The sequence below is a fragment of the Nocardioides sp. Z22_16 genome, assembly GCF_058134365.1.
Genome location: NZ_JBYTTI010000005.1, coordinates 402,024 through 420,407, shown reverse-complemented (window position 1 = coordinate 420,407; position 18,384 = coordinate 402,024). Strand labels below are relative to the sequence as shown.

Below are 18,384 nucleotides of genomic sequence, written 5' to 3'. Positions count from 1 at the left end.
GCGCAACCTTCCGCACCGCGGGAGGTTTTTTTGTTGCCCCGACCCCGACCCCAACCCGAGAGATGACGAGATGGACCTGCAGGGCTCGTTCCACGTCTACGACACCACGCTGCGCGACGGCGCCCAGCAGGAGGGACTCAACCTCTCGGTCGCCGACAAGCTGACGATCGCCCGCCAGCTCGACGACCTCGGGGTCGGCTTCATCGAGGGCGGCTGGCCCGGTGCCAACCCCAAGGACACCGAGTTCTTCCGCCGCGCCGCGGTCGAGCTGGACCTGCACCACGCCAGGCTCACCGCCTTCGGCTCGACGCGCCGGGCGGGCGTCGCGGCCGCCGACGACCCGCAGGTCGCCGCCCTGCGTGACTCGGGCGCCTCCGTCATCACCCTGGTCGCCAAGTCCCACGACCGGCACGTCGAGCTGGCGCTGCGGACCACCCTGGCGGAGAACCTCGCGATGGTCCGCGACACCGTCGCGCACCTGCGCGCCGAGGGGCGGACGGTCTTCCTCGACGCCGAGCACTTCTTCGACGGCTACCGTGCCGACCGCGACTACGCCCTCGAGGTGCTGCGGACCGCCTTCGAGGCGGGCGCCGAGGTGGCCGCGCTGTGCGACACCAACGGCGGGATGCTGCCGCCGTGGGTCGCCGACGTGGTCCACGACGTGCTCGAGACGACCGGGGGCCGGGTCGGCATCCACTGCCACAACGACACCGGCTGTGCGGTGGCCAACACGCTCGCCGCGGTCGAGGCCGGGGCGACGCACGTCCAGGGGACCCTCAACGGCTACGGCGAGCGGACCGGCAACGCCGACCTGATCTCGGTGGTCGCCAACCTCGAGCTCAAGCTGGACCGGCGGGTGCTCCCCGCCGGCCTGCTGCGCGAGGCGACACGGATCGCCCACGCGGTGGCCGAGGTGACCAACTTCCCGCCCGCCAGCCGACAGCCCTACGTCGGCACGTCGGCGTTCGCCCACAAGGCAGGTCTCCACGCGTCGGCGATCAAGGTCGACCCGGACCTCTACCAGCACCTCGACCCGGTCGAGGTCGGCAACGACATGCGCCTGCTGGTCTCCGACATGGCCGGACGCGCCTCGATCCAGCTCAAGAGCCGCGAGCTCGGCTTCGACCTCGGCGACTCCGCGGGCGACCGCGCGGTGATCGCCCGGGTCACCGACCGGGTCAAGGAGATGGAGGGCCGGGGCTACACCTTCGAGGCGGCCGACGCCTCCTTCGAGCTGCTCCTGGTCGAGGCGGTCGAGGGGGGCCGGCCGGCCTACTTCGACGTGGAGTCGTGGCGGGTGATCACCGAGACGGCCGCCGCGGGGGAGGAGGCGGTCTCAGAGGCCACCGTCAAGCTGGTCTCCTCCGGCGTGCGCTACGTCGTCGCGGGGGAGGGGAACGGCCCGGTCAACGCCCTCGACGCAGCCCTGCGGCAGGCGATCTCCCAGGCCTACCCGGAGGTCGCGAAGTTCGAGCTCATCGACTACAAGGTGCGGATCCTGGACGCCGGCCACGGTACCGACGCGGTGACCCGGGTGCTGATCGAGACCTCGGACGGAGCCTCCTCCTGGGTGACCGTCGGGGTGGGCCACAACGTCGTCGAGGCCTCCTGGGAGGCGCTGGTCGACGGGCTCACCTACGGCCTGCGCCGCCACCACGTGGCGTGAGCCGGGCAAGGGGCACCGGCTGACAGGGTTGAGACGCCGCCGAGTGGGAAGCATGGGGCCCATGCGCCCTCGCCAGATGATCCCGCGGCTGCTGCCGCTCCTCCTCGTCCCCGTGCTCGCCAGCCTGATCGGCGTCGTTCTGCTGGGCCCGGCGGCTCCGGCCCGCGCCGGCGAGGAGCCCGAGGCGACCGAGTCGACCGAGGAGGGCCCCGGCCGGCTGGTGCTGGTGCTGGACTCCTCGGGGTCGATGGCGGGGCCTGCCGCGGGTGGCGGCACCAAGATCCAGGCGGCGAAGGACGCGCTGGGCCGCGTGGTCGAGGAGCTCCCCGACGACGCCGAGGTCGGGATCCGGGTCTTCGGCGCGAAGGTCTTCGACCGCAGCGAGCCGGGCGCCTGCACCGACACCCAGGCCGTCGTGCCCGTCGGCCCACTGGACCGCCAGGCCCTGACCGACGCGGTGGCGGCCTACGAGCCCTACGGGGAGACGCCCATCGGCCACGCGCTGCGCGAGGCGGGCAAGGACCTCGCGTCGGGGGCGGAGGAGTCGCGCACCATCGTGCTGCTCTCCGACGGGGAGCCGACGTGCCAGCCGGACCCCTGCAAGGTCGCCGCCCAGCTCGCCGAGAGCGGGATCGACCTGACGATCAACGTGGTCGGTCTCGATGTCTCCGGCAAGGCCCGCGAGTCGCTGCGCTGCATCGCCCGCGCCGGCAACGGCGACTACTACGACGCGTCGTCCGCCGAGGACCTCGCCAGCAGCCTGGTCAAGGTCAGCGTGCGCGAGCTGCGCGGCTTCCAGCTGAACGGCGAGCGGATCGAGGGCGGGACCACGGCGGAGACCGCGCTGCCCCTCGAGCCCGGTGCCTACCTCGACACCTCCCTCCCCGACGAGGCCGCGCGCTACTACCTGGTGGACAACCCGGCAGGGGGCGGGGTCTCGGTCTCGGCGCTGGTGCGTCCGCCGAAGGGGCAGGAGAGCTGGCACACCGTGGTGCACGTCAAGCTCACCACCCTGGACGGCGAGGCCTGCTCGCGGGGCTTCGCCCAGTCGTTCCAGATCCTGGGGATGACCCCGCTGGTCTCGACGGCGGCGGCATTCAACCAGTTCGGCCCCACCCGTTTCGCCGACGGCTGCGACAGCGACGACCAGCTGTTGGCCACCGTCATCAGCGAGGCGGGGGTCTCCGACTATCGCCTCCAGGTCAGCAACCACCCGCCGATCGCCGACACCGGGACGCTGCCCGGGCCCGTCGAGTCCGACGGGGACTGGGTCGGCAAGGTCGAGATCCCCACCTCGGGACCCGCGGAGCCGGTGATCGGCGGGGTCTCCTTCGACGACGCGCCGGAGCTGCAGCCCGGCACGACCTACACCGACACCGTGCGTCCCTCCGAGGTGCTGGTCTACAAGGTGCGCACCGGCTACGGCCAGGCGCTGCGGGTCAGCGCGCGCCTCGGCACCGACCCGAGGGCCGCGAGCCTGCTGGGGGCCCAGGGCCCGCACGTGGAGATGCTCTCCTACTCCGCCCTCGGCCAGGAGCAGAGCCGGGCCTGGGACTCCGACCGGGGCATCACCGGCCAAGGGTTCTACAACGGCGAGCAGCCGACTGTCGTCACCGCGGTCGTGCCGCCGGTGCGGGTGCGGAACGTGGAGTCGCCCCACCCCCACGTGCGGACCGTGGTCCAGGACGGCTACCAGTACGTGGCACTGGGCCTGGGACGCGAGAGCTCCGAGGAGGCGAACGGGTTCGCCGCCCCCGTGCGGCTGCGTGCCGAGCTGGTGGGGGAGGTCGAGGGCGAGCCCCAGTTCGAGGGCGAGGTCGAGGGCCCGGCGGCCGAGGAGGGCGAGCCGACCGACGAGCCGACCGAGGAGACCGCGGGGGCGGACCCCGCGCGGGAGGACGACGCCGCGGCCGAGGACGGCGACTCCGGGACGGTGCTCTGGTGGGTCGTGGGGGCGGTGGCGCTGGTGGCTCTGGTGGGTCTCGCCTTCGTGCTGGGCCGCCGGGGACGCAGGACCCCGGGGACGGACACGTCGGGTCGGTCCGTTGGCTGAGCTCCACGAGCTGACCGCGCTGGCCCAGGGTGCCGCCGTCCGCCGCGGGGAGGTCTCTCCCCTCGAGCTGGTCGAGCACTACCTGGCCCGCACCGACGACGTCGGCGCGTTCGTCACCCTGGTCCCGGAGCTGGCCCGCGAGCGGGCCGCGGCGCTGCCGCGCGAGGGCGCCTCGCCCCTGCACGGCGTCCCCACCGCCATCAAGGACCTGCATCCGACCGCGGGCGTGCGCACCACCTTCGGCTCCGCGGCGTACGCCGACCACGTGCCCGAGAGATCCGACTACCTGGTGGAGTCGGTCGAGGCCGCCGGGATGGTCTGGCTGGGCAAGACCAGCACCCCCGAGTTCGGGTCCCCTTGCTACACCGAGCCCGAGGGACTGCCGCCGGCCGTCACGCCGTGGGACCGCACCCGGATGGCGGGAGGGTCGTCGGGGGGAGCGGCGGCCGCGGTGGCTGCCGGCCTCGTCCCGGTGGCGCCCGGCTCGGACGGTGGAGGCTCCATCCGCATCCCCGCCTCGTGCTGCGGGCTCGTCGGGGTCAAGCCGTCCCGCGGACGGATCAGCGGCGGGCCGGGGTACGGCGACCCGGTGGGCCTGGCCACCGCCGGTCCGATCGCCCGTGACGTGCGGGACGCGGCGGCCCTGCTGGACGTCCTCGCCGGCCCGCGGACGGGTGACCCGTCCTGGGCGCCCGAGCCGTCCACCTCCTTCCTGGCGGCATGCGACCGCGAGCCGGGCAGGCTGCGGGTGGCGAGGTTCGTGGCGCCCGTGCTCACCGAGACCGTCGTGGACCCGGAGTGCGTCACCGCCTGGGAGGACGCCTCCGCACTCCTGGAGTCGCTGGGTCACCAGGTGGAGGACATCGAGGTACCGCTACCGCGCGAGGCGGTGCCGGTCTTCGAGACCTGCTGGTCGGTGCTGACCGCGCTCTCCCCGGCGCCGGGCCGCGAGCACCTGCTGCGTCCGCTGACTCGGTGGCTGACTGCGCGGGGGCACGAGGTGAGCGGTCCGCAGTTCGGGCTGGCCATCGGCGAGCTGCGCCGGCTCGCCGCCGGCGCGCTCTCGACGCTCGCCCCCTACAACCTGGTGCTGACCCCCACGCTGGCCGCGCCGCCGCTACCCGTCGGCGCCCTGCGCGACGACGCCGACCCCGCCGCGGACTTCGAGAACCAGATGCGCTTCACCCCCTGGACCTCGGTCTGGAACGTCACCGGGATGCCCGCGGTCTCGTTGCCCCTGCACTGGACCCCCGAGGGGCTCCCGGTGGGGGTGATGCTGGCCGCCCGCCCCGCCCAGGAGGAGCTGCTGCTCTCGGTCTCGGCCCAGATCGAGGCGGCCGCGCCGTGGGCGCACCGCAGGCCGCCCGGCTGGTGAAGGGGCCGGCCGGCGGCAGCGCAGGGGTCAGAACCGGTAGCCGAACGCCTCGATGTCGTCGGCGAAGGCCTCGGCGACCCGGTCCCGCATCTCGGCGCTGTACGCGCCGCGGTAGTCGGTCGGCGGGCCGGCGTTGCGTCGTTCGATCGCCCCCGCGGGCACCCGGACCCCGGCCCGCTCCAGGGCGGTGGTGAGGTCGTCGGCGAACGACTCGGTCCGGCCGATGAAGTCCGCCTCCCGGCCCGGTGCCCGGAGCCAGTCGATCTGGGGGGTGCCGAGGCGGGGGATCTCGCGGGTGCCACGGAGCACGAACGCCTCGAAGTCGGCGTACTCCTCGCCGACCTTGCGCCAGAAGCTGTTGGCCTCCAGCCGGTGGGCGACGAAGTCGTTGCCCTGGGCGGCGGAGGCGTTGCGCCGCAGCACCATGGCGTGCCAGGAGAGCAGCCGCGCCCACGGGTTGCGGACGAAGCCGAAGACGAAGTAGTCGGCGTAGTCCGGGTGCTCGCGCAGCGCCGCGCGGAGCTTGGCGTGCCGGGTCCCGGGCAGTCCCTGGACGCGCTCCGCGTCGGGCAGCAGCGACTCCAGCAGGGTGTCGGTGGAGAGCCCTCCGGTCTTCTGCACGTGCACGAAGAGGAGACGCTGCCGGTGGGAGACGATCACGCGGGCGAGGATAGTCGCCCTCCGCCGTCGCCCTCCGCCGTCGCCCTCAGTCGTCGCCCAGGCCGCGCGCGTGCAGCGCCTCGCCGGTCTGCCGGGCGTGCGCGACGGTGCGGATCACCATCGGGGTGAGCAGAGCGCGTGGACTGCGTCCCAGCCCGCGGGCCCGCGCGGCGTCCACCGTCTCGCTCGCGATCGCCAGGGTGAGGGGGACCGACCTGAGCACCAGGCTGAACGCCAGGGCGACGCGCTCGGGCACCAGACCCACCCGCCGCAGCGGGCCCAGGCCCCGGACGATCGCGTCCAGCATCGAGTCCACCGGCGTGGTGGCGGTGACCACCGTCGCCAGCAGGATCAGCGCCACCAGGTCGGTCACCTGCTCGGCCGCCAGCGCCCAGTTGCGCTGCAGCAGGTGGTAGAGACCGAGCAGCAGGCCGAGCAGCAGCAGCGACCTCAGCGCTCGCAGCGTGCCGGAGAGCCCCAGGCCGGACCAGGCGACCAGCCCGAGGGCGACGCCGAGCGCCGCCGCCCCGCTCGCCGGGCCGCGGAGCACGATGACCACGATGCTCGCCGCCATCATCCCCAGCAGCTTGGCGCCGGCCGGCAGCCGGTGCAGCGCGCTGTCGCCCGGGCGGTAGCCGTCCAGCAGGGGGTGGTTCACGCGGTCGCCCGGTAGTGGGCCACGGCCGCGTCGGCCGCGCCGTCGAAGACGACCTCGCCCTCGGAGACCACCAGGGCGCGGTCGCAGCGGGCGGCCAGGTCGAGGTCGTGGGTGACCAGCACCAGCTGCTGGGGCAGGCCGAGGAGCAGGTCGCCGATCATTCGGCTGTTGGCCAGGTCGAGCAGGGTGGTGGGCTCGTCGGCGACCAGCACGGCCGGGTCGGTGGCCAGGACCCCGGCGATCGCGAGGAGCTGACGCTGACCACCGGAGAGCGTGTGGACGCTGCGGTCGGCCAGCTCCTGGAGGCCGAACCGGGCGAGCACCGCGTGGGCGGCGGCCGCCCGTTCCCCCTGGTCCCGGTGGGTACGCCGCAGCGACAGCGCGACGTCCTCGACCACGGTCGGCATCACCAGCTGGGCCGAGGGGTCGGTGAAGACGAAGCCCACCCGGCGGCGGACCTCCTTGCCGTGCTTGGTCACGTCGAGGCCGTCGACCCGCACCCGTCCGGAGGCCGGCTCCACGAGGCCGTTGAGGAGCCGTGCGAGGGTCGACTTGCCCGAGCCGTTGGGACCGATCAGCGCGATCCGCGGCTCGGTGAGGGTCAGCGTCGTCTCCTGGAGGATGACCACGTCGCCGCTGGTCGTCGGTGCGGAGACGACGACCCGGTCGAGCTCGAGACTGGTCACGCCCTGATGGTCTCGTGCTCCGGCTGCGGCGCCCGGCGCGGGGTGTCGAGGAGGTCGGGGAAGGCGCGGTGCACCGAGGTGGCGACCAGCGCCATCACGACGTTCTTGACCACGTCGCCGGCCCAGAAGAACTTGTCGATGTCCCAGGCGCCCTCCCACGTGGTGGGCAGGCGCCAGACCAGGCCCGCCATGCCCCCGGTGTGGATGAGCAGCGCGCTGGAGAGGAGGCCGGCCGCGAAGACCAGCGGGACCGAGGTGGCGATCTTGTGGCGGGGGAGCCGTTCCACCAGGAAGCCGCAGAGGGCGGCGGCGAACGGGAAGGCGACCAGGTAGCCCATCGTCGGACCCTGGAAGACACCCAGCCCGGCCGCGCCGCCGGAGAAGACCGGGAGGCCCGCTGCCCCCACGGCCAGGTAGAGGGCCACGGCCAGGAAGCCGCGCCGGGCACCCAGCACGGCGCCGGCGAGCAGCACCCCGAAGGTCTGGAGGGTGATGGGCACCGGGAGGCCGATCTTGATCGGGGCGATGATCGCGCACGCGGCGATGAGCGCGGCGAACGCCGCGATCAGGGCGAGGTCGGTTCCGGTGCGGTGGGGGCGCAGGCTCACGGTCGGGTACTTTCGGCGAGTGCGTCCTCGAGCTGAACGCTGGTCAGGTGAACGGCGTTCAGGTTAGGGTCGGGCCCGCACGGCGTCAACCGGTGCCGTGATCGTCTCAGGGACGTGGCCGCCGCAGAGGGTGATCGCCTCAGGAAGGAGCGCCGGGGTGCGCTATCGCCGTGCCGACGTGGTGCAACGGGCCGTCGAGGTGCTCGACGAGTACGGCCTGGCCGATCTCACGATGCGACGGCTGGGCGCCGAGCTCGGGATCCAGCCGAGCGCGCTCTACCACCACTTCGCCAACAAGCAGACGCTCCTCGCGGCGGTCGCCGACGAGCTGCTGGCCCGCGGTCTCCGCCCGGTGCCGGACGGCCCGTGGGACGAGCGCGTCGCCACCGCCTGCCGGCAGCTGCGCGACGCGATGCTCGCCTGGCGTGACGGGGCCGAGGTGGTGGCCACCGTGCACGCCTTCGGGCTGGGCGCCGGCGCCGCGCAGTCCGCGGTCGAGGGGGCGCTCGCCGACAGCGGCCTGGACGCCGAGCTCCGCGCCACCGCGACCCGGACCCTGCTCCACATCGTCTTCGGCCACACCGCCGAGGAGCAGACCCGGCTCCAGGCCGGCAGTGCCGGCGCGATCGAGGCCGAGCCCGCTCAGAGCTCCGACTTCGACGCCGGGCTGGCGCTGGTCATCGACGGGATCCGGGTGCGTCTCGCCCGGGCGGCCGCCTCCGGCTGACCACGGGCGCCTCCCGGGTCAGGGGTCCAGCTGGACCAGGGCGCCGTTCAGCTCGGCGAGCAGCACCGCGCCGGCGAGGTCGAGCCGGGTGTCGCGCAGCTCCGCCGCCGCGAGGTCCACCCGGTCCAGGGAGGCGCCGACCAGGTCGGCTCCGGCGAGCTTGGCTGCGCGCAGGTCCGCCCCGTCCAGCACCGTTCCGCGCAGGGTCGCTCCGGTCAGGTCGGCCATCGCCAGGTCGGAGTCGCGCAGGTCGAGTCCCGAGAGGTCCAGCTTGCGCAGGTCGGCGCCACGCAGGGTGACACCGCGCCACTGGCCGCCGCGCACCTTCATCGGTCGCATCGTGCACCCGGAGAACGTCGTGCCGGAGACCTTGCACCCCTCGAGGGTGGCGTCGAAGAGGTTGCAGCCCCGCAGGGTGCAGACGACCAGGGCCGTGGAGACCAGGACGGCGGCGTTGAACCGGACCCCGTCGAAGACGCACTCCTCGAAGTAGGCGCCCGACATCCGTGCCTCGGTGAGGTCGACCCGGTTGAACGAGCAGCGGACGAACCTGGCGCCGTCGAGGTCCTCGCCGTACCAGTCCTCGTCGACGAAGCTGCGGCTCTCCTCGGTGCGTGGCATGGCGGCACGGTACCGGTCGGTCGTGGGGCCGAGGTCGCGCCGGGTGGCTAGAGTGACGGCCGTGATCGTCTCGCACCAGCACCGTTTCGTCTTCCTCAAGACGCGCAAGACCGCTGGCACCAGCGTCGAGATCGCGCTGTCCAAGATCTGTGGGCCCGAGGACATCATCACCCGGATCAGCCCCGACGACGAGGAGCTGCGCGCCGCCGCCGGAGGGCGCCCGGCCCAGAACTACGAGGCCCCGCCGCTGGTGCGCAAGGCGTTCAACCACATGCCGGCCCAGATGGTGCGCAAGGTCGTGGGCCCGGCGACCTGGGACGACTACTTCCGCTTCGCGATCGAGCGCAATCCGTGGGACACGGTGGTCTCCCTCTACTTCTGGAAGTTCCGCGAGCGCCCCGGGGCGCGGGTCGCGCCGCCCTTCTCGGAGTTCGTCGAGGAGGACTCCGTCGAGCAGCTCGCCGGCAACCAGCGCATCTACCGGATCCGCGGCGAGATCGCCGTCGACCGGGTGCTGCGCTACGAGCGGCTCGCCGATGAGCTGGCGGAGGTCTGGCAGCACCTCGGCCTGCCCGGCGAGCCCGACCTGCCGCGGGCCAAGGGATCGGCCCGTCCGGCGCGCGACTACCGCGAGTTCTACGACGACCGGTCGCGCGCGAAGGTCGCCAGGCTCTTCGCCTCCTCGATCGAGGAGTTCGGCTACGAGTTCTGACCCGGCTGGTCGCCGCCCAGGCGCCACCGGTGCAGCACCCGGCAGGCCCCCTGCTCGTACCAGACCAGGTCGAGGAGGTCGGCCCGGCTGCGCACGGGCAGCAACGGGCCCAGGGCCCGGCGCGTGGACTCCTCGCTGACCTGCTCGGAGAGGGCGTCCAGGGTCAGGTGCGGCACCGGGTCGGGGAACTGGCCGCCGTACGGCGGGCACTGCGGGAACGCCGCGACCAGACGGCTGGTCATGGCGCGGAACGGCTCCGCGGGCTCCGGGAGCAGGTGCACGATCCCGTTGGGGAAGGTGCCGGTGCGGGCCAGCAGGAAGTCGAAGGGCGGGGTGGTCGCCGCGACCGTCGCGACGGCCGCCAGGTCGTCGGGCCCTGGGGAGTCGAGGAAGGGGCCCAGTGCGGTCACGTGGGCATGACCGAAGCGCGGGTCCTCGGAGAGATAGGCGGGGTCGTAGTGGGCGGTGCGTGCGCGCACCCAGGACTCGAGGGCGGGCACGGGCACCTGGAGCACGCTGTGGCCGGGGAAGGTGCTCACCGCTGCTCGTCGGCAACGACCAGCAGCCGCTCGCACTCGGCGAGCAGCCTTTCGCGCAGCGGCGCGGCCCGCTCGGCGAAGCCGCGCTGGGCCGCGGCGTACTCCTGCTTCCCGGCGCTGGTCTCGACCCGGACCGGGACGAACGGCTGGCCGTCGACCTCGAGGCCGGTCAGGTCGTAGGGGGCGGCGCGCATGTCGAGGATGCGGACCTCGCGCGCCAGCTCGAAGCAGTCGGCGACCAGCTCCGAGGAGATCATCGGGGTCAGCCGGAAGGCGTGCTTGTAGAGGTCCATGGTGGCGTGCAGGCAGCCCGGCTGCTCGAAGTCGCTGCGGTCGTCCCGGCCGGGCCGCAGGGTGTTGAGCGGACGGGCCGGGGCGGTGAAGAAGCGGTAGGCGTCGAAGTGCGAGCACGCGACCCGGTGGGACTCCACGACCTCGTCGGTGCCGTCGGGCCCCAGGCGCAGGGGCCAGTCGGCGTGCCGGGTCTCGTCCTCGGCGAGCCGGTAGACCATCGCCCACTCGTGCAGGCCGAAGCAGCCGAAGGAGGCCGGCCTGCGTGCGGTCGCCGCCAGCAGGCGCCGCAGCGCCTCCAGCAGCGGCCGCTGGGAGGCGACGTACGCCGGAGCCACCGTGGCGGCGTCCCCGACCGGCTCGTAGCCCTTGAGCGCGGCGTACTCCGCGGCGCCGGCGAGGGCGACGCCGAAGCCGGGGTGCCAGCGGCGCAGCTGCGCGGGTCGCTGGGAGTAGTAGGTGAAGAGGAAGTCGTGGACCGGATGCCTGGCTCCCGTGCCACGGCGGGCCAGGTGCTCGGCCACGAAGGGCTCGACCCGTGCGGCGTGGTCGCTCGCCGCACGACGCCAGGTGGCCTCGTCGAGGAGCCGGGGGGAGAGAGCCGTGGGCACGGGCCAAGGGTAGGCGGATAGGCTCGGGGCGTGCGTATCGCCAGATTCACCACCGGGGAAGAGCCGATGTACGGCGTCGTGACGGGCGAGGTCGACGAGTTCGGCCAGCCCGACGAGGAGAGCGTGGTGGTGGCCCTGGCCGGCGACCCGCTCTACGTCGGGATCAAGCTGCTGCAGGTCGAGCACAAGCTGGCCGACGTCCGGCTCCTCGCGCCGGTGCTGCCCCGGAGCAAGGTGGTGGGCATCGGCCGCAACTACGCCGACCACGCCGCCGAGCTGGGCAACGAGGTGCCGGCGGAGCCGATGATGTTCATCAAGCCCAACACCTCCGTGGTCGGTCCCGGCGACCCGGTCTTCTACCCGCCGCAGACCTCCGACCTGCACTACGAGGGCGAGCTGGCGGTGGTGATCGGGCGGATCTGCCGTGACGTCCCGGCCGAGCAGGCCACCGACGTCATCCACGGCTACACGATCGGCAACGACGTCACCGCGCGCGACCTCCAGCGCAGGGACGGGCAGTTCACCCGGGCGAAGGGCTTCGACTCCTTCTGCCCGCTGGGGCCCTGGATCGAGACCGACCTGGACCCCCAGACCTTCGCCGACGGCGTGCGGATCCAGACCCACCTCAACGGCGACCTCGTCCAGGACGGCTCCACCGCCGACCTCATCTTCGACATCCCCACCCTCGTCGCTCACGTCTCGAGCGTGATGACGCTGCTGCCCGGCGACGTCATCCTCACCGGCACCCCCGCGGGCGTCGGACCCATGCAGGTCGGCGACGAGGTCGAGGTCTCGATCGCCGGCATCGGAACCCTCACGAACAAGGTGGCCAAGCGTTGAGCACCCAGAGCACCCCCGAACGGCCCGTCCGGGTCAGGATCGCGCCCAGCCCGACGGGGAGCCCCCACGTGGGGCTGGCCCGCACGGCCCTCTTCAACTGGGCGTTCGCCCGCCACCACGGCGGCACCTTCGTCTTCCGCATCGAGGACACCGACAAGGAGCGCAACAGCGTCGAGTCCTACGAGTCCCTGGTCGACCTGCTCCAGTGGCTGGGGCTGGACTGGGACGAGGGCCCGCTCAAGGGCGGTCCCTTCGGTCCCTACCGGCAGTCCGAGCGCGGCGAGTTCTACACCGACGTGCTCGCCCGCCTCAAGGAGAGCCGCTACACCTACGACTGCTACTGCACCGGCGACGAGCCCACCGCCCGGCGCAAGGCGGCCGGCTCGAAGGTGATGGGCTACGACGGCTTCTGCCGCGACCTCAGCGACGAGCAGGTGGCGGCCTTCCGGGCCGAGGGCCGTGAGCCCGTGGTGCGGTTCCGGATGCCCGACGGCGAGATCGGCTTCGACGACCTCGTCCGCGGCCGGATCACCTTCCAGACCGAGTTCGTCCCCGACTTCGCGCTCTGCCGGGCCAACGGCGACCCGCTCTACACCCTGGTCGCGCCGGTCGACGACGCCCTGATGGAGATCACCCACGTGCTGCGCGGCGAGGACCTGCTCTCCAGCACGCCCCGCCAGATCGCGCTCTTCGACGCCCTCAAGGCCGTCGGGGTGGCGAAGGAGACCCCGCGCTTCGGCCACCTCCCCTACGTGATGGGGGAGGGCAACAAGAAGCTCTCCAAGCGCGACCCCGAGGCCCACATGGGGCTCTACCGCGAGCAGGGGTTCCTGCCCGAGGGGCTGCTCAACTACCTGGCGCTGCTCGGCTGGGCGATCGCCCCGGACCGGGACGTCTTCACCCTCGAGGAGATGGTGGAGAAGTTCGACCTGGCCGACGTCAACCCCAACCCCGCGCGGTTCGACCTCAAGAAGGCGGAGGCGATCAACGCCGACCACATGCGGATGCTGCCGCTGGACGAGCTGACCCACCGGGTCATCCCGTTCCTCAAGGACGCGGGGGTGCTGAGCGACCCGGTCAGCGACGCCGACGCCGAGCTCCTCGAGCTGGCGATGCCGCTGGTGGCCGAGCGGATGAACAAGCTCACCGAGGCGGCCCCGATGCTCTCCTTCCTCTTCGTGCCCGAGGCCGAGTTCACCCGGTCCGAGGAGCTCGACGAGGCCGCGAAGGAGGTCGTCCAGGCGGCGTACGACGCGCTCACCGGCCTGACCACCTGGTCGACGGCGGAGATCGAGCAGGCGCTGCGCGCCAAGCTGGTCGAGGAGCGTGGCCTCAAGCCGCGCCTCGCCTTCGGCCCGGTCCGCATCGCGATCAGCGGTCGCAAGGTCTCGCCCCCGCTCTTCGAGTCGATGGAGCTGTTGGGCCGGGAGCGGAGCATCGCGCGGCTCCACGACGCGCTCGCCTGACCCCATGGCCGACCCCAGGGCCGACGTGAGGGCCGACGTGCGGGCCGGGGAGCCGCTCGGCTACCACCGGCTCCACCGAGCCGGGCCGCGGGGCGTCTGGCGGCCGTTGCTCGGCATCGTGGTGGTGGTGGTGGGAGCCTTCCTGCTGGCGCCGCTGGTCTGGCAGCTGCTCTTCGCCCTCGGGTTCGTCGCCGCCGGGCAGCCGCTCGCGGAGTCGCTCGACCAGCTCGTCGACACCCGCGACCCCACGCCGCTGACGCTCGCCTTCCTCAACGTCGTCCTGGCCAGCGCCATCGGGCTGGTCTGGGTGGTGAGCAGGCTCCTCCACAAGCTGCCGCTGCGCTGGGTCACCTCGGTGGGGCCGCGGATGCGGTGGCGCTACTTCACGGCGTGCCTCGGGCTCTCCGTGCTCGCCCTGATCGCCACGCTCGTCGTCTCGGCGCTGGTGCCGCAGGGGGCGGGGGAGCCGGTGGCGGTGGAGGTCAACGCCTTCACCTCCACGACCCGGGACTTCCTCCTCGTCGTGCTCTTGCTGACGCCGTGGCAGGCGGCGGGGGAGGAGTACCTCTTCCGCGGCTACCTGACCCAGGCGATCGGGGGGATGGTCGGCGGGGTCGTGGCCGCCAGGGTCCTGGCGGTGCTGGTGCCGGCCCTCCTCTTCGGCCTGGCCCACGGCGCCCAGGACCTCCCGGTCTTCGTCGACCGCTTCGCCTTCGGCGTCGTCGCCGGGGTCCTGGTCCTCGCGACCGGGGGGCTGGAGGCCGCGATCGCGATGCACGTGCTCAACAACTTCGTGGCCTTCGGCCTCGCCCTGGCCTTCACCGATCTCGGGGAGGCGCTCAATCCCACAGGGGGGAGCTGGTGGAGCCTGCCCGGCACGCTGACGCAGTCCCTGGTCTACCTCGGCCTCGCCTGGTGGACGGCCCGTCGGATGGGCCTGAGGAACACTGTCGAGGGGGCCGTTTTGGCCGCTCAGGAGGGCCCCGTGTATCGTTCTGGCTCGGCTCCCCCGGGGGCTTGAGGCGCCTCAGGGTGCCCCAGCAGTGGGATATGGTGTAATTGGCAGCACGACTGATTCTGGTTCAGTTAGTCAAGGTTCGAGTCCTTGTATCCCAGCGAAATCCCAGCACCATCCGGGATTTGTGTGAGAAGCGGCAGTTCGACTAAGGTTTCTCACCGTTGCCAGCAGAACATCGCAGGTGACACACGTGCAAGCCCCCGTTGTGTAGCGGCCTAGCACGCCGCCCTCTCACGGCGGTAGCGCCGGTTCGAATCCGGTCGGGGGTACAGCATCCGAAGGGGTCCTGAGCAGCAGAGATGCTGAGCGGGGCCCCTTCGGCATTTCCCTCCGTCTGGTCCGCTTGTTCACGTGCGCCGGTCCTCGGATGACCTGGGCGGACGAAACCTGCTCACCGTGGCAGACTCTCGCTGTGCTCGAGATCCGAGAGGCCCGACCGGAGGACGCGGGGAGGCTGCGGGAGATCGACCTGATCACCTGGAGTCCGGTGGGTTCCCCGATGCCCCGCAAGGCGCCCGAGGAGCCCTTCTTCGGCGAGGGGGTGGCCCCCTCCGACGTCCTCGTCGCCACCGACGACGGCACTGTCTGCGGCTTCGCGCAGCTCCAGCACCGGAGCTCACCGCCCTCGCACGCCCACGTGGTGCTCATCAACGGCCTGGCCGTCGACCCGCGTCACCAGGGCCGCGGCGTGGGTCGCCTCCTCCTCGCGGCCGCCTGGGACGAGGTGGCGAGGCGCGGTGCCCGGAAGCTGTCGTTGCGGGTGCTGTCGACCAACGCCTCCGCCCGGCGCCTCTACGAGTCGTGCGGCTTCGAGGTCGAAGGGGTGCTGCGCGGGGAGTACCTGCTCGAGGGGCAGCAGGTCGACGACGTCCTGATGGCACGCCAGCGAGTGCCTCCGGCCCCCCGCGACGACCGGTAGCGCGGCCACGGCACGCCGGACCGTGGTGTCCGATACCCGCCAGCCCCGTGCCCGGCGCCGGGGGAGGATGGGCCCATGACGACCACCTCCGCCCGGTTCGCAGGACTCGACCACGAGTCCTGCTACCGCGCCGTCCGGAGCAGGGACCGGCGCTTCGACGGGGTCTTCTACACCGCGGTCCGCACCACCGGCATCTACTGCCGGCCCTCCTGCCCCGCGCGCACGCCGGCGCCGGGCAACGTCACCTTCCACCCCACGGCGGCGGCCGCCCAGACGGCGGGCTACCGCGCCTGCAAGCGGTGCGTGCCCGACGCCACCCCCGGCTCCCCGGAGTGGGACGCGGCCGCGGACGTGGCGGGCCGGGCGATGCGACTGATCGCCGACGGGGTCGTCGACCGCGACGGCGTGGCGGGGCTCGCCACCCGGCTGGGCTACTCGACCCGGCACCTGGGCCGGGTGCTGGTCTCGGAGCTGGGGGCCGGCCCGCTGGCGCTCGCCCGGGCCCGCCGGGCGCAGACCGCACGGATCCTCATCGAGAGCACCGGCATGGGCCTGGCAGACGTGGCCTTCGCCGCGGGCTTCGCCAGCGTCCGGCAGTTCAACGAGACCGTCCGGGAGGTCTACGACGCGACCCCGTCCCAGCTGAGGCACCGCCCGGTGGCGGCCGGGGCCGCCCCGGGGACGATGCCGCTGCGGCTGGCAGTCCGGACGCCCTTCGATGCGTCGGCGCTCCTGGAGTTCCTGGCGCGACGGACCGTGGCGGGCGTCGAGGTCGTGACGGGGACGACGTACGCCCGCACACTGCGCCTGCCGCACGGCCACGGCTGGGTCTCGCTGGAGCTGGCCGACCACGAGGGCGCCGGCACCGCGTTCGTGCCGGCCACCTTCGTCCTGACCGACCTCCGTGACACCGGTGCCGCGGTCGAGCGGGTCCGGCGCCTGCTCGACGCGGACTGCGACCCGGTGGCGGTCTCGGAGGCGCTCTCCGGCGATCCGGTGCTGGGCCCGCTGGTCGACCGCCGTCCGGGGTTGCGGGTGCCCGGCCACGTGGACGGTCACGAGGTCGCCGTCCGGGCGGTCCTGGGCCAGCAGGTCACCGTGGCGGCCGCCCGCACCATGGCGGCGCGGCTCACCGAGGAGCTGGGGGAGGAGGTTGACACCACGGTGCCCGGCCTGACCCGGCTCTTCCCCACCGCGGAGGCGGTGGGCGCCCTCGACCCGACCACGCTGCCGATGCCGCGCGCGCGGGGGGCCGCGCTCGTCGGCCTGAGCGGGGCGCTGGCCCGGGGCCGGGTCCGTCTGGACCGGGGAGCGGACCGCGACGAGGTACGTGAGGCGCTGCTGAGCCTCTCGGGCATCGGGCCCTGGACGGCCGACTACCTCGGGATGCGGGCGCTCGGCCATCCCGACCTGTTCCTGCCCACCGACACCGGTACGAGACAGGCGCTGCGCGGTCTCGGCCAGGATCCTGGCCGGGCGCCCTCGCTGGGCGAGGCGTGGCGGCCGTGGCGCTCCTACGCGCAGCTTCACCTGTGGCAGAGCCTGGCGGACGAGGAGAGACGACGATGTGGACAGTGATGGACTCTCCGGTGGGGGAGCTGCGGATCACCGAGCACGACGGTGCGATCACCGCGATCGAGTTCGCGCCGTTCCGCCCGCCCGGCGACGGCGCGCCGCGCGGGGAGCGTGACGACGCCCGCCCCGTGCTGGTCGAGGCGGTGCGTCAGCTCCGGGCCTACTTCGCCCGGGAGCTGACCGACTTCGACCTGCCGCTGGCGCCGGCCGGCAGCGACTTCCAGCAGCGGGTCTGGAAGGAGCTGCGGACCATCGGCTACGGCGAGACGGCGTCGTACGGGCAGATCGCGGTGCGGCTCGGCGCCACGAACGCCGCGTCCCGGGCGGTGGGGCTGGCCAACGGGCGCAACCCGATACCCGTCGTCATCCCGTGCCACCGCGTCATCGGCGCCGACGGCACCCTGACCGGCTACGCCGGCGGCCTGGACCGCAAGCGGCTGCTGCTCGGCCTGGAGGCGGACGCGCTCTTCTGACCGCCCGCCGTGCCTCGCCGAGCCCGCCCGGCCGGGCGGGCCGGCGCAGACGCACCGGCCCCGAGCCAGCTCACTCAGCGGCGGCGCGGCGCAGCGACTCCGAGAGTCGCTCGGCGGCCGCCAGCACCGCGGGGGCGTGCATCCGGCCGGGCTGCCGGGAGAGCCGCTCGAGCGGTCCCGAGACGGAGACCGCGGCGATGATCTTGCCGCCCGGTGAGCGGACGGGCGCGGAGACCGACGCGACGCCCTGCTCACGCTCGCCGACGCTCTGGGCCCAGCCCCGGCGGCGGATGCCGGAGAGGGCGGTCGCCGAGTAGGCGGCGTTCTGCAGACCGCGGTGCATCCGCTCGGGGTCCTCCCAGGCCAGCAGCACCTGGGCGGCCGAGCCCGCCCGCATGGTGAGCTGGGAGCCGACGGGGATGGTGTCGCGCAGTCCGCTGGGGCGCTCGGCCGCCGCGACGCAGACCCGGTGCTCACCCTGCCGGCGCCACAGCTGGGCAGACTCCCCGGTGATGTCGCGGAGCCGGGCCAGCACCGGGCCGGCGGCGGCCAGCAGCCGGTCCTCACCCGCGGCCGCCGAGAGCTCGGCCAGCCGCGGGCCGAGCACGAAGCGGCCCTGCATGTCGCGTGCCACGAGCCGGTGGTGCTCGAGGGCCACGGCGAGGCGGTGGGCCGTCGGCCGGGCCAGGCCGGTGCCGGCGACCAGTCCTGCCAGGGTGGCGGGACCCGCCTCCAGGGCGGCGAGCACGAGAGCGGCCTTGTCGAGGACTCCGACCCCGCTTGAGTTGTCCATATGGCAATATTGCCGTCTCAGAAGTTGGGATGCAAGAGTAACGTCGCGACATGACCCAGATCGGGTATGCCCCTTCCGGCATGCCCTCACGAG

General features: G+C 73.2%; 19 protein-coding genes and 2 tRNA genes. 13 read left to right on the top strand and 8 right to left on the bottom strand.

The genetic code is table 11. From position 1 onward, the window contains the following. Window positions 1-70: 70 nt before the first annotated feature. The 3 genes from cimA to AC3X7R_RS17175 all read left to right on the top strand — a co-directional run bounded on the left by cimA (window position 71) and on the right by AC3X7R_RS17175 (window position 5,094). A complete protein-coding gene (gene cimA / locus AC3X7R_RS17185) occupies window positions 71-1,666 on the top strand; it encodes a citramalate synthase (protein ID WP_489966897.1) in 1,596 nt (531 codons plus the stop codon). A gap of 61 nt (window positions 1,667-1,727) precedes the next feature. Next, window positions 1,728-3,719: a vWA domain-containing protein gene (locus AC3X7R_RS17180; RefSeq protein ID WP_489966896.1), complete on the top strand. Its 1,992-nt coding sequence runs from the start codon at window positions 1,728-1,730 to the stop codon at window positions 3,717-3,719. Continuing rightward, window positions 3,712-5,094 (top strand): amidase, encoded by a 1,383-nt coding sequence (locus tag AC3X7R_RS17175; RefSeq protein ID WP_489966895.1) that lies wholly within the window; start codon window positions 3,712-3,714, stop codon window positions 5,092-5,094. The genes AC3X7R_RS17180 and AC3X7R_RS17175 overlap by 8 nt, the downstream gene beginning before the upstream one ends. 27 nt (window positions 5,095-5,121) lie before the next feature. Here AC3X7R_RS17175 and AC3X7R_RS17170 read toward each other — a convergent pair whose 3' ends face one another. The 4 genes from AC3X7R_RS17170 to AC3X7R_RS17155 are packed head-to-tail and all read right to left on the bottom strand — an operon-like array spanning window position 5,122 to window position 7,706. Next, the gene (locus tag AC3X7R_RS17170) at window positions 5,122-5,754 is read right to left on the bottom strand and encodes a sulfotransferase family 2 domain-containing protein (protein ID WP_489966894.1); all 633 of its coding nucleotides are present in this window, start codon (window positions 5,752-5,754) and stop codon (window positions 5,122-5,124) included. A 46-nt stretch (window positions 5,755-5,800) separates the two neighbouring features. After that, window positions 5,801-6,412: an energy-coupling factor transporter transmembrane component T family protein gene (locus AC3X7R_RS17165; protein ID WP_489966893.1), complete on the bottom strand. Its 612-nt coding sequence runs from the start codon at window positions 6,410-6,412 to the stop codon at window positions 5,801-5,803. Beyond that, window positions 6,409-7,098, bottom strand: coding sequence for an energy-coupling factor ABC transporter ATP-binding protein (locus AC3X7R_RS17160; protein WP_489966892.1), 690 nt, complete (start codon window positions 7,096-7,098; stop codon window positions 6,409-6,411). The genes AC3X7R_RS17165 and AC3X7R_RS17160 overlap by 4 nt, the downstream gene beginning before the upstream one ends. Further along, the gene (locus AC3X7R_RS17155) at window positions 7,095-7,706 is read right to left on the bottom strand and encodes a biotin transporter BioY (protein ID WP_489966891.1); all 612 of its coding nucleotides are present in this window, start codon (window positions 7,704-7,706) and stop codon (window positions 7,095-7,097) included. The genes AC3X7R_RS17160 and AC3X7R_RS17155 overlap by 4 nt, the downstream gene beginning before the upstream one ends. Window positions 7,707-7,863: 157 nt before the next feature. Between AC3X7R_RS17155 and AC3X7R_RS17150 the strand changes: the two genes are divergently transcribed. Next, window positions 7,864-8,433, top strand: a complete 570-nt coding sequence (locus AC3X7R_RS17150) for a TetR/AcrR family transcriptional regulator C-terminal domain-containing protein (protein WP_489966890.1) — start codon at window positions 7,864-7,866, stop codon at window positions 8,431-8,433. Window positions 8,434-8,451: 18 nt separating this feature from the next. On the opposite strand, the gene AC3X7R_RS17145 is transcribed toward AC3X7R_RS17150, so the two are convergent. Next, window positions 8,452-9,054: a pentapeptide repeat-containing protein gene (locus AC3X7R_RS17145; protein WP_489966889.1), complete on the bottom strand. Its 603-nt coding sequence runs from the start codon at window positions 9,052-9,054 to the stop codon at window positions 8,452-8,454. 61 nt (window positions 9,055-9,115) lie between these two features. On the opposite strand from AC3X7R_RS17145, the gene AC3X7R_RS17140 reads away from it, so the two are divergent. Next, window positions 9,116-9,766 carry a sulfotransferase family 2 domain-containing protein gene (locus tag AC3X7R_RS17140; RefSeq protein ID WP_489966888.1) on the top strand — a complete coding sequence of 217 codons (651 nt, stop codon included), beginning with the start codon at window positions 9,116-9,118 and terminating at the stop codon, window positions 9,764-9,766. Here the strand turns inward: AC3X7R_RS17140 and AC3X7R_RS17135 are convergent. Together AC3X7R_RS17135 and AC3X7R_RS17130 are read right to left on the bottom strand one after the other, a co-directional pair. Continuing rightward, window positions 9,754-10,305 (bottom strand): 2'-5' RNA ligase family protein, encoded by a 552-nt coding sequence (locus tag AC3X7R_RS17135; protein ID WP_489966887.1) that lies wholly within the window; start codon window positions 10,303-10,305, stop codon window positions 9,754-9,756. The genes AC3X7R_RS17140 and AC3X7R_RS17135 overlap by 13 nt on opposite strands. Further along, complete coding sequence (locus tag AC3X7R_RS17130; RefSeq protein WP_489966886.1) at window positions 10,302-11,207, bottom strand: 3-methyladenine DNA glycosylase; 906 nt, start codon at window positions 11,205-11,207, stop codon at window positions 10,302-10,304. The genes AC3X7R_RS17135 and AC3X7R_RS17130 overlap by 4 nt, the downstream gene beginning before the upstream one ends. A gap of 30 nt (window positions 11,208-11,237) precedes the next feature. Between AC3X7R_RS17130 and AC3X7R_RS17125 the strand changes: the two genes are divergently transcribed. From AC3X7R_RS17125 to AC3X7R_RS17090, 8 genes are all read left to right on the top strand, one after another. Beyond that, the gene (locus AC3X7R_RS17125) at window positions 11,238-12,047 is read left to right on the top strand and encodes a fumarylacetoacetate hydrolase family protein (protein ID WP_489966885.1); all 810 of its coding nucleotides are present in this window, start codon (window positions 11,238-11,240) and stop codon (window positions 12,045-12,047) included. Next, window positions 12,044-13,513, top strand: a complete 1,470-nt coding sequence (gltX, locus tag AC3X7R_RS17120) for a glutamate--tRNA ligase (RefSeq protein WP_489966884.1) — start codon at window positions 12,044-12,046, stop codon at window positions 13,511-13,513. The genes AC3X7R_RS17125 and gltX overlap by 4 nt, the downstream gene beginning before the upstream one ends. Window positions 13,514-13,517: 4 nt before the next feature. Further along, entirely contained in the window at window positions 13,518-14,534 is a 1,017-nt protein-coding gene (locus tag AC3X7R_RS17115) for a CPBP family intramembrane glutamic endopeptidase (RefSeq protein WP_489966883.1), read from the top strand. Window positions 14,535-14,557: 23 nt separating this feature from the next. Next, window positions 14,558-14,629, top strand: a tRNA-Gln gene (locus AC3X7R_RS17110). A 98-nt stretch (window positions 14,630-14,727) separates the two neighbouring features. Then, window positions 14,728-14,800, top strand: a tRNA-Glu gene (locus tag AC3X7R_RS17105). Between the two features lie 143 nt (window positions 14,801-14,943). Beyond that, window positions 14,944-15,450 (top strand): GNAT family N-acetyltransferase, encoded by a 507-nt coding sequence (locus AC3X7R_RS17100; RefSeq protein ID WP_489966882.1) that lies wholly within the window; start codon window positions 14,944-14,946, stop codon window positions 15,448-15,450. 75 nt (window positions 15,451-15,525) lie between these two features. Next, window positions 15,526-17,028 carry an AlkA N-terminal domain-containing protein gene (locus AC3X7R_RS17095; RefSeq protein ID WP_489966881.1) on the top strand — a complete coding sequence of 501 codons (1,503 nt, stop codon included), beginning with the start codon at window positions 15,526-15,528 and terminating at the stop codon, window positions 17,026-17,028. Continuing rightward, a complete protein-coding gene (locus AC3X7R_RS17090) occupies window positions 17,016-17,498 on the top strand; it encodes a methylated-DNA--[protein]-cysteine S-methyltransferase (RefSeq protein WP_489966880.1) in 483 nt (160 codons plus the stop codon). The genes AC3X7R_RS17095 and AC3X7R_RS17090 overlap by 13 nt, the downstream gene beginning before the upstream one ends. Before the next feature lie 70 nt (window positions 17,499-17,568). On the opposite strand, the gene AC3X7R_RS17085 is transcribed toward AC3X7R_RS17090, so the two are convergent. Further along, window positions 17,569-18,291, bottom strand: coding sequence for an IclR family transcriptional regulator (locus AC3X7R_RS17085; protein ID WP_101524018.1), 723 nt, complete (start codon window positions 18,289-18,291; stop codon window positions 17,569-17,571). Window positions 18,292-18,384 lie beyond the last annotated feature (93 nt).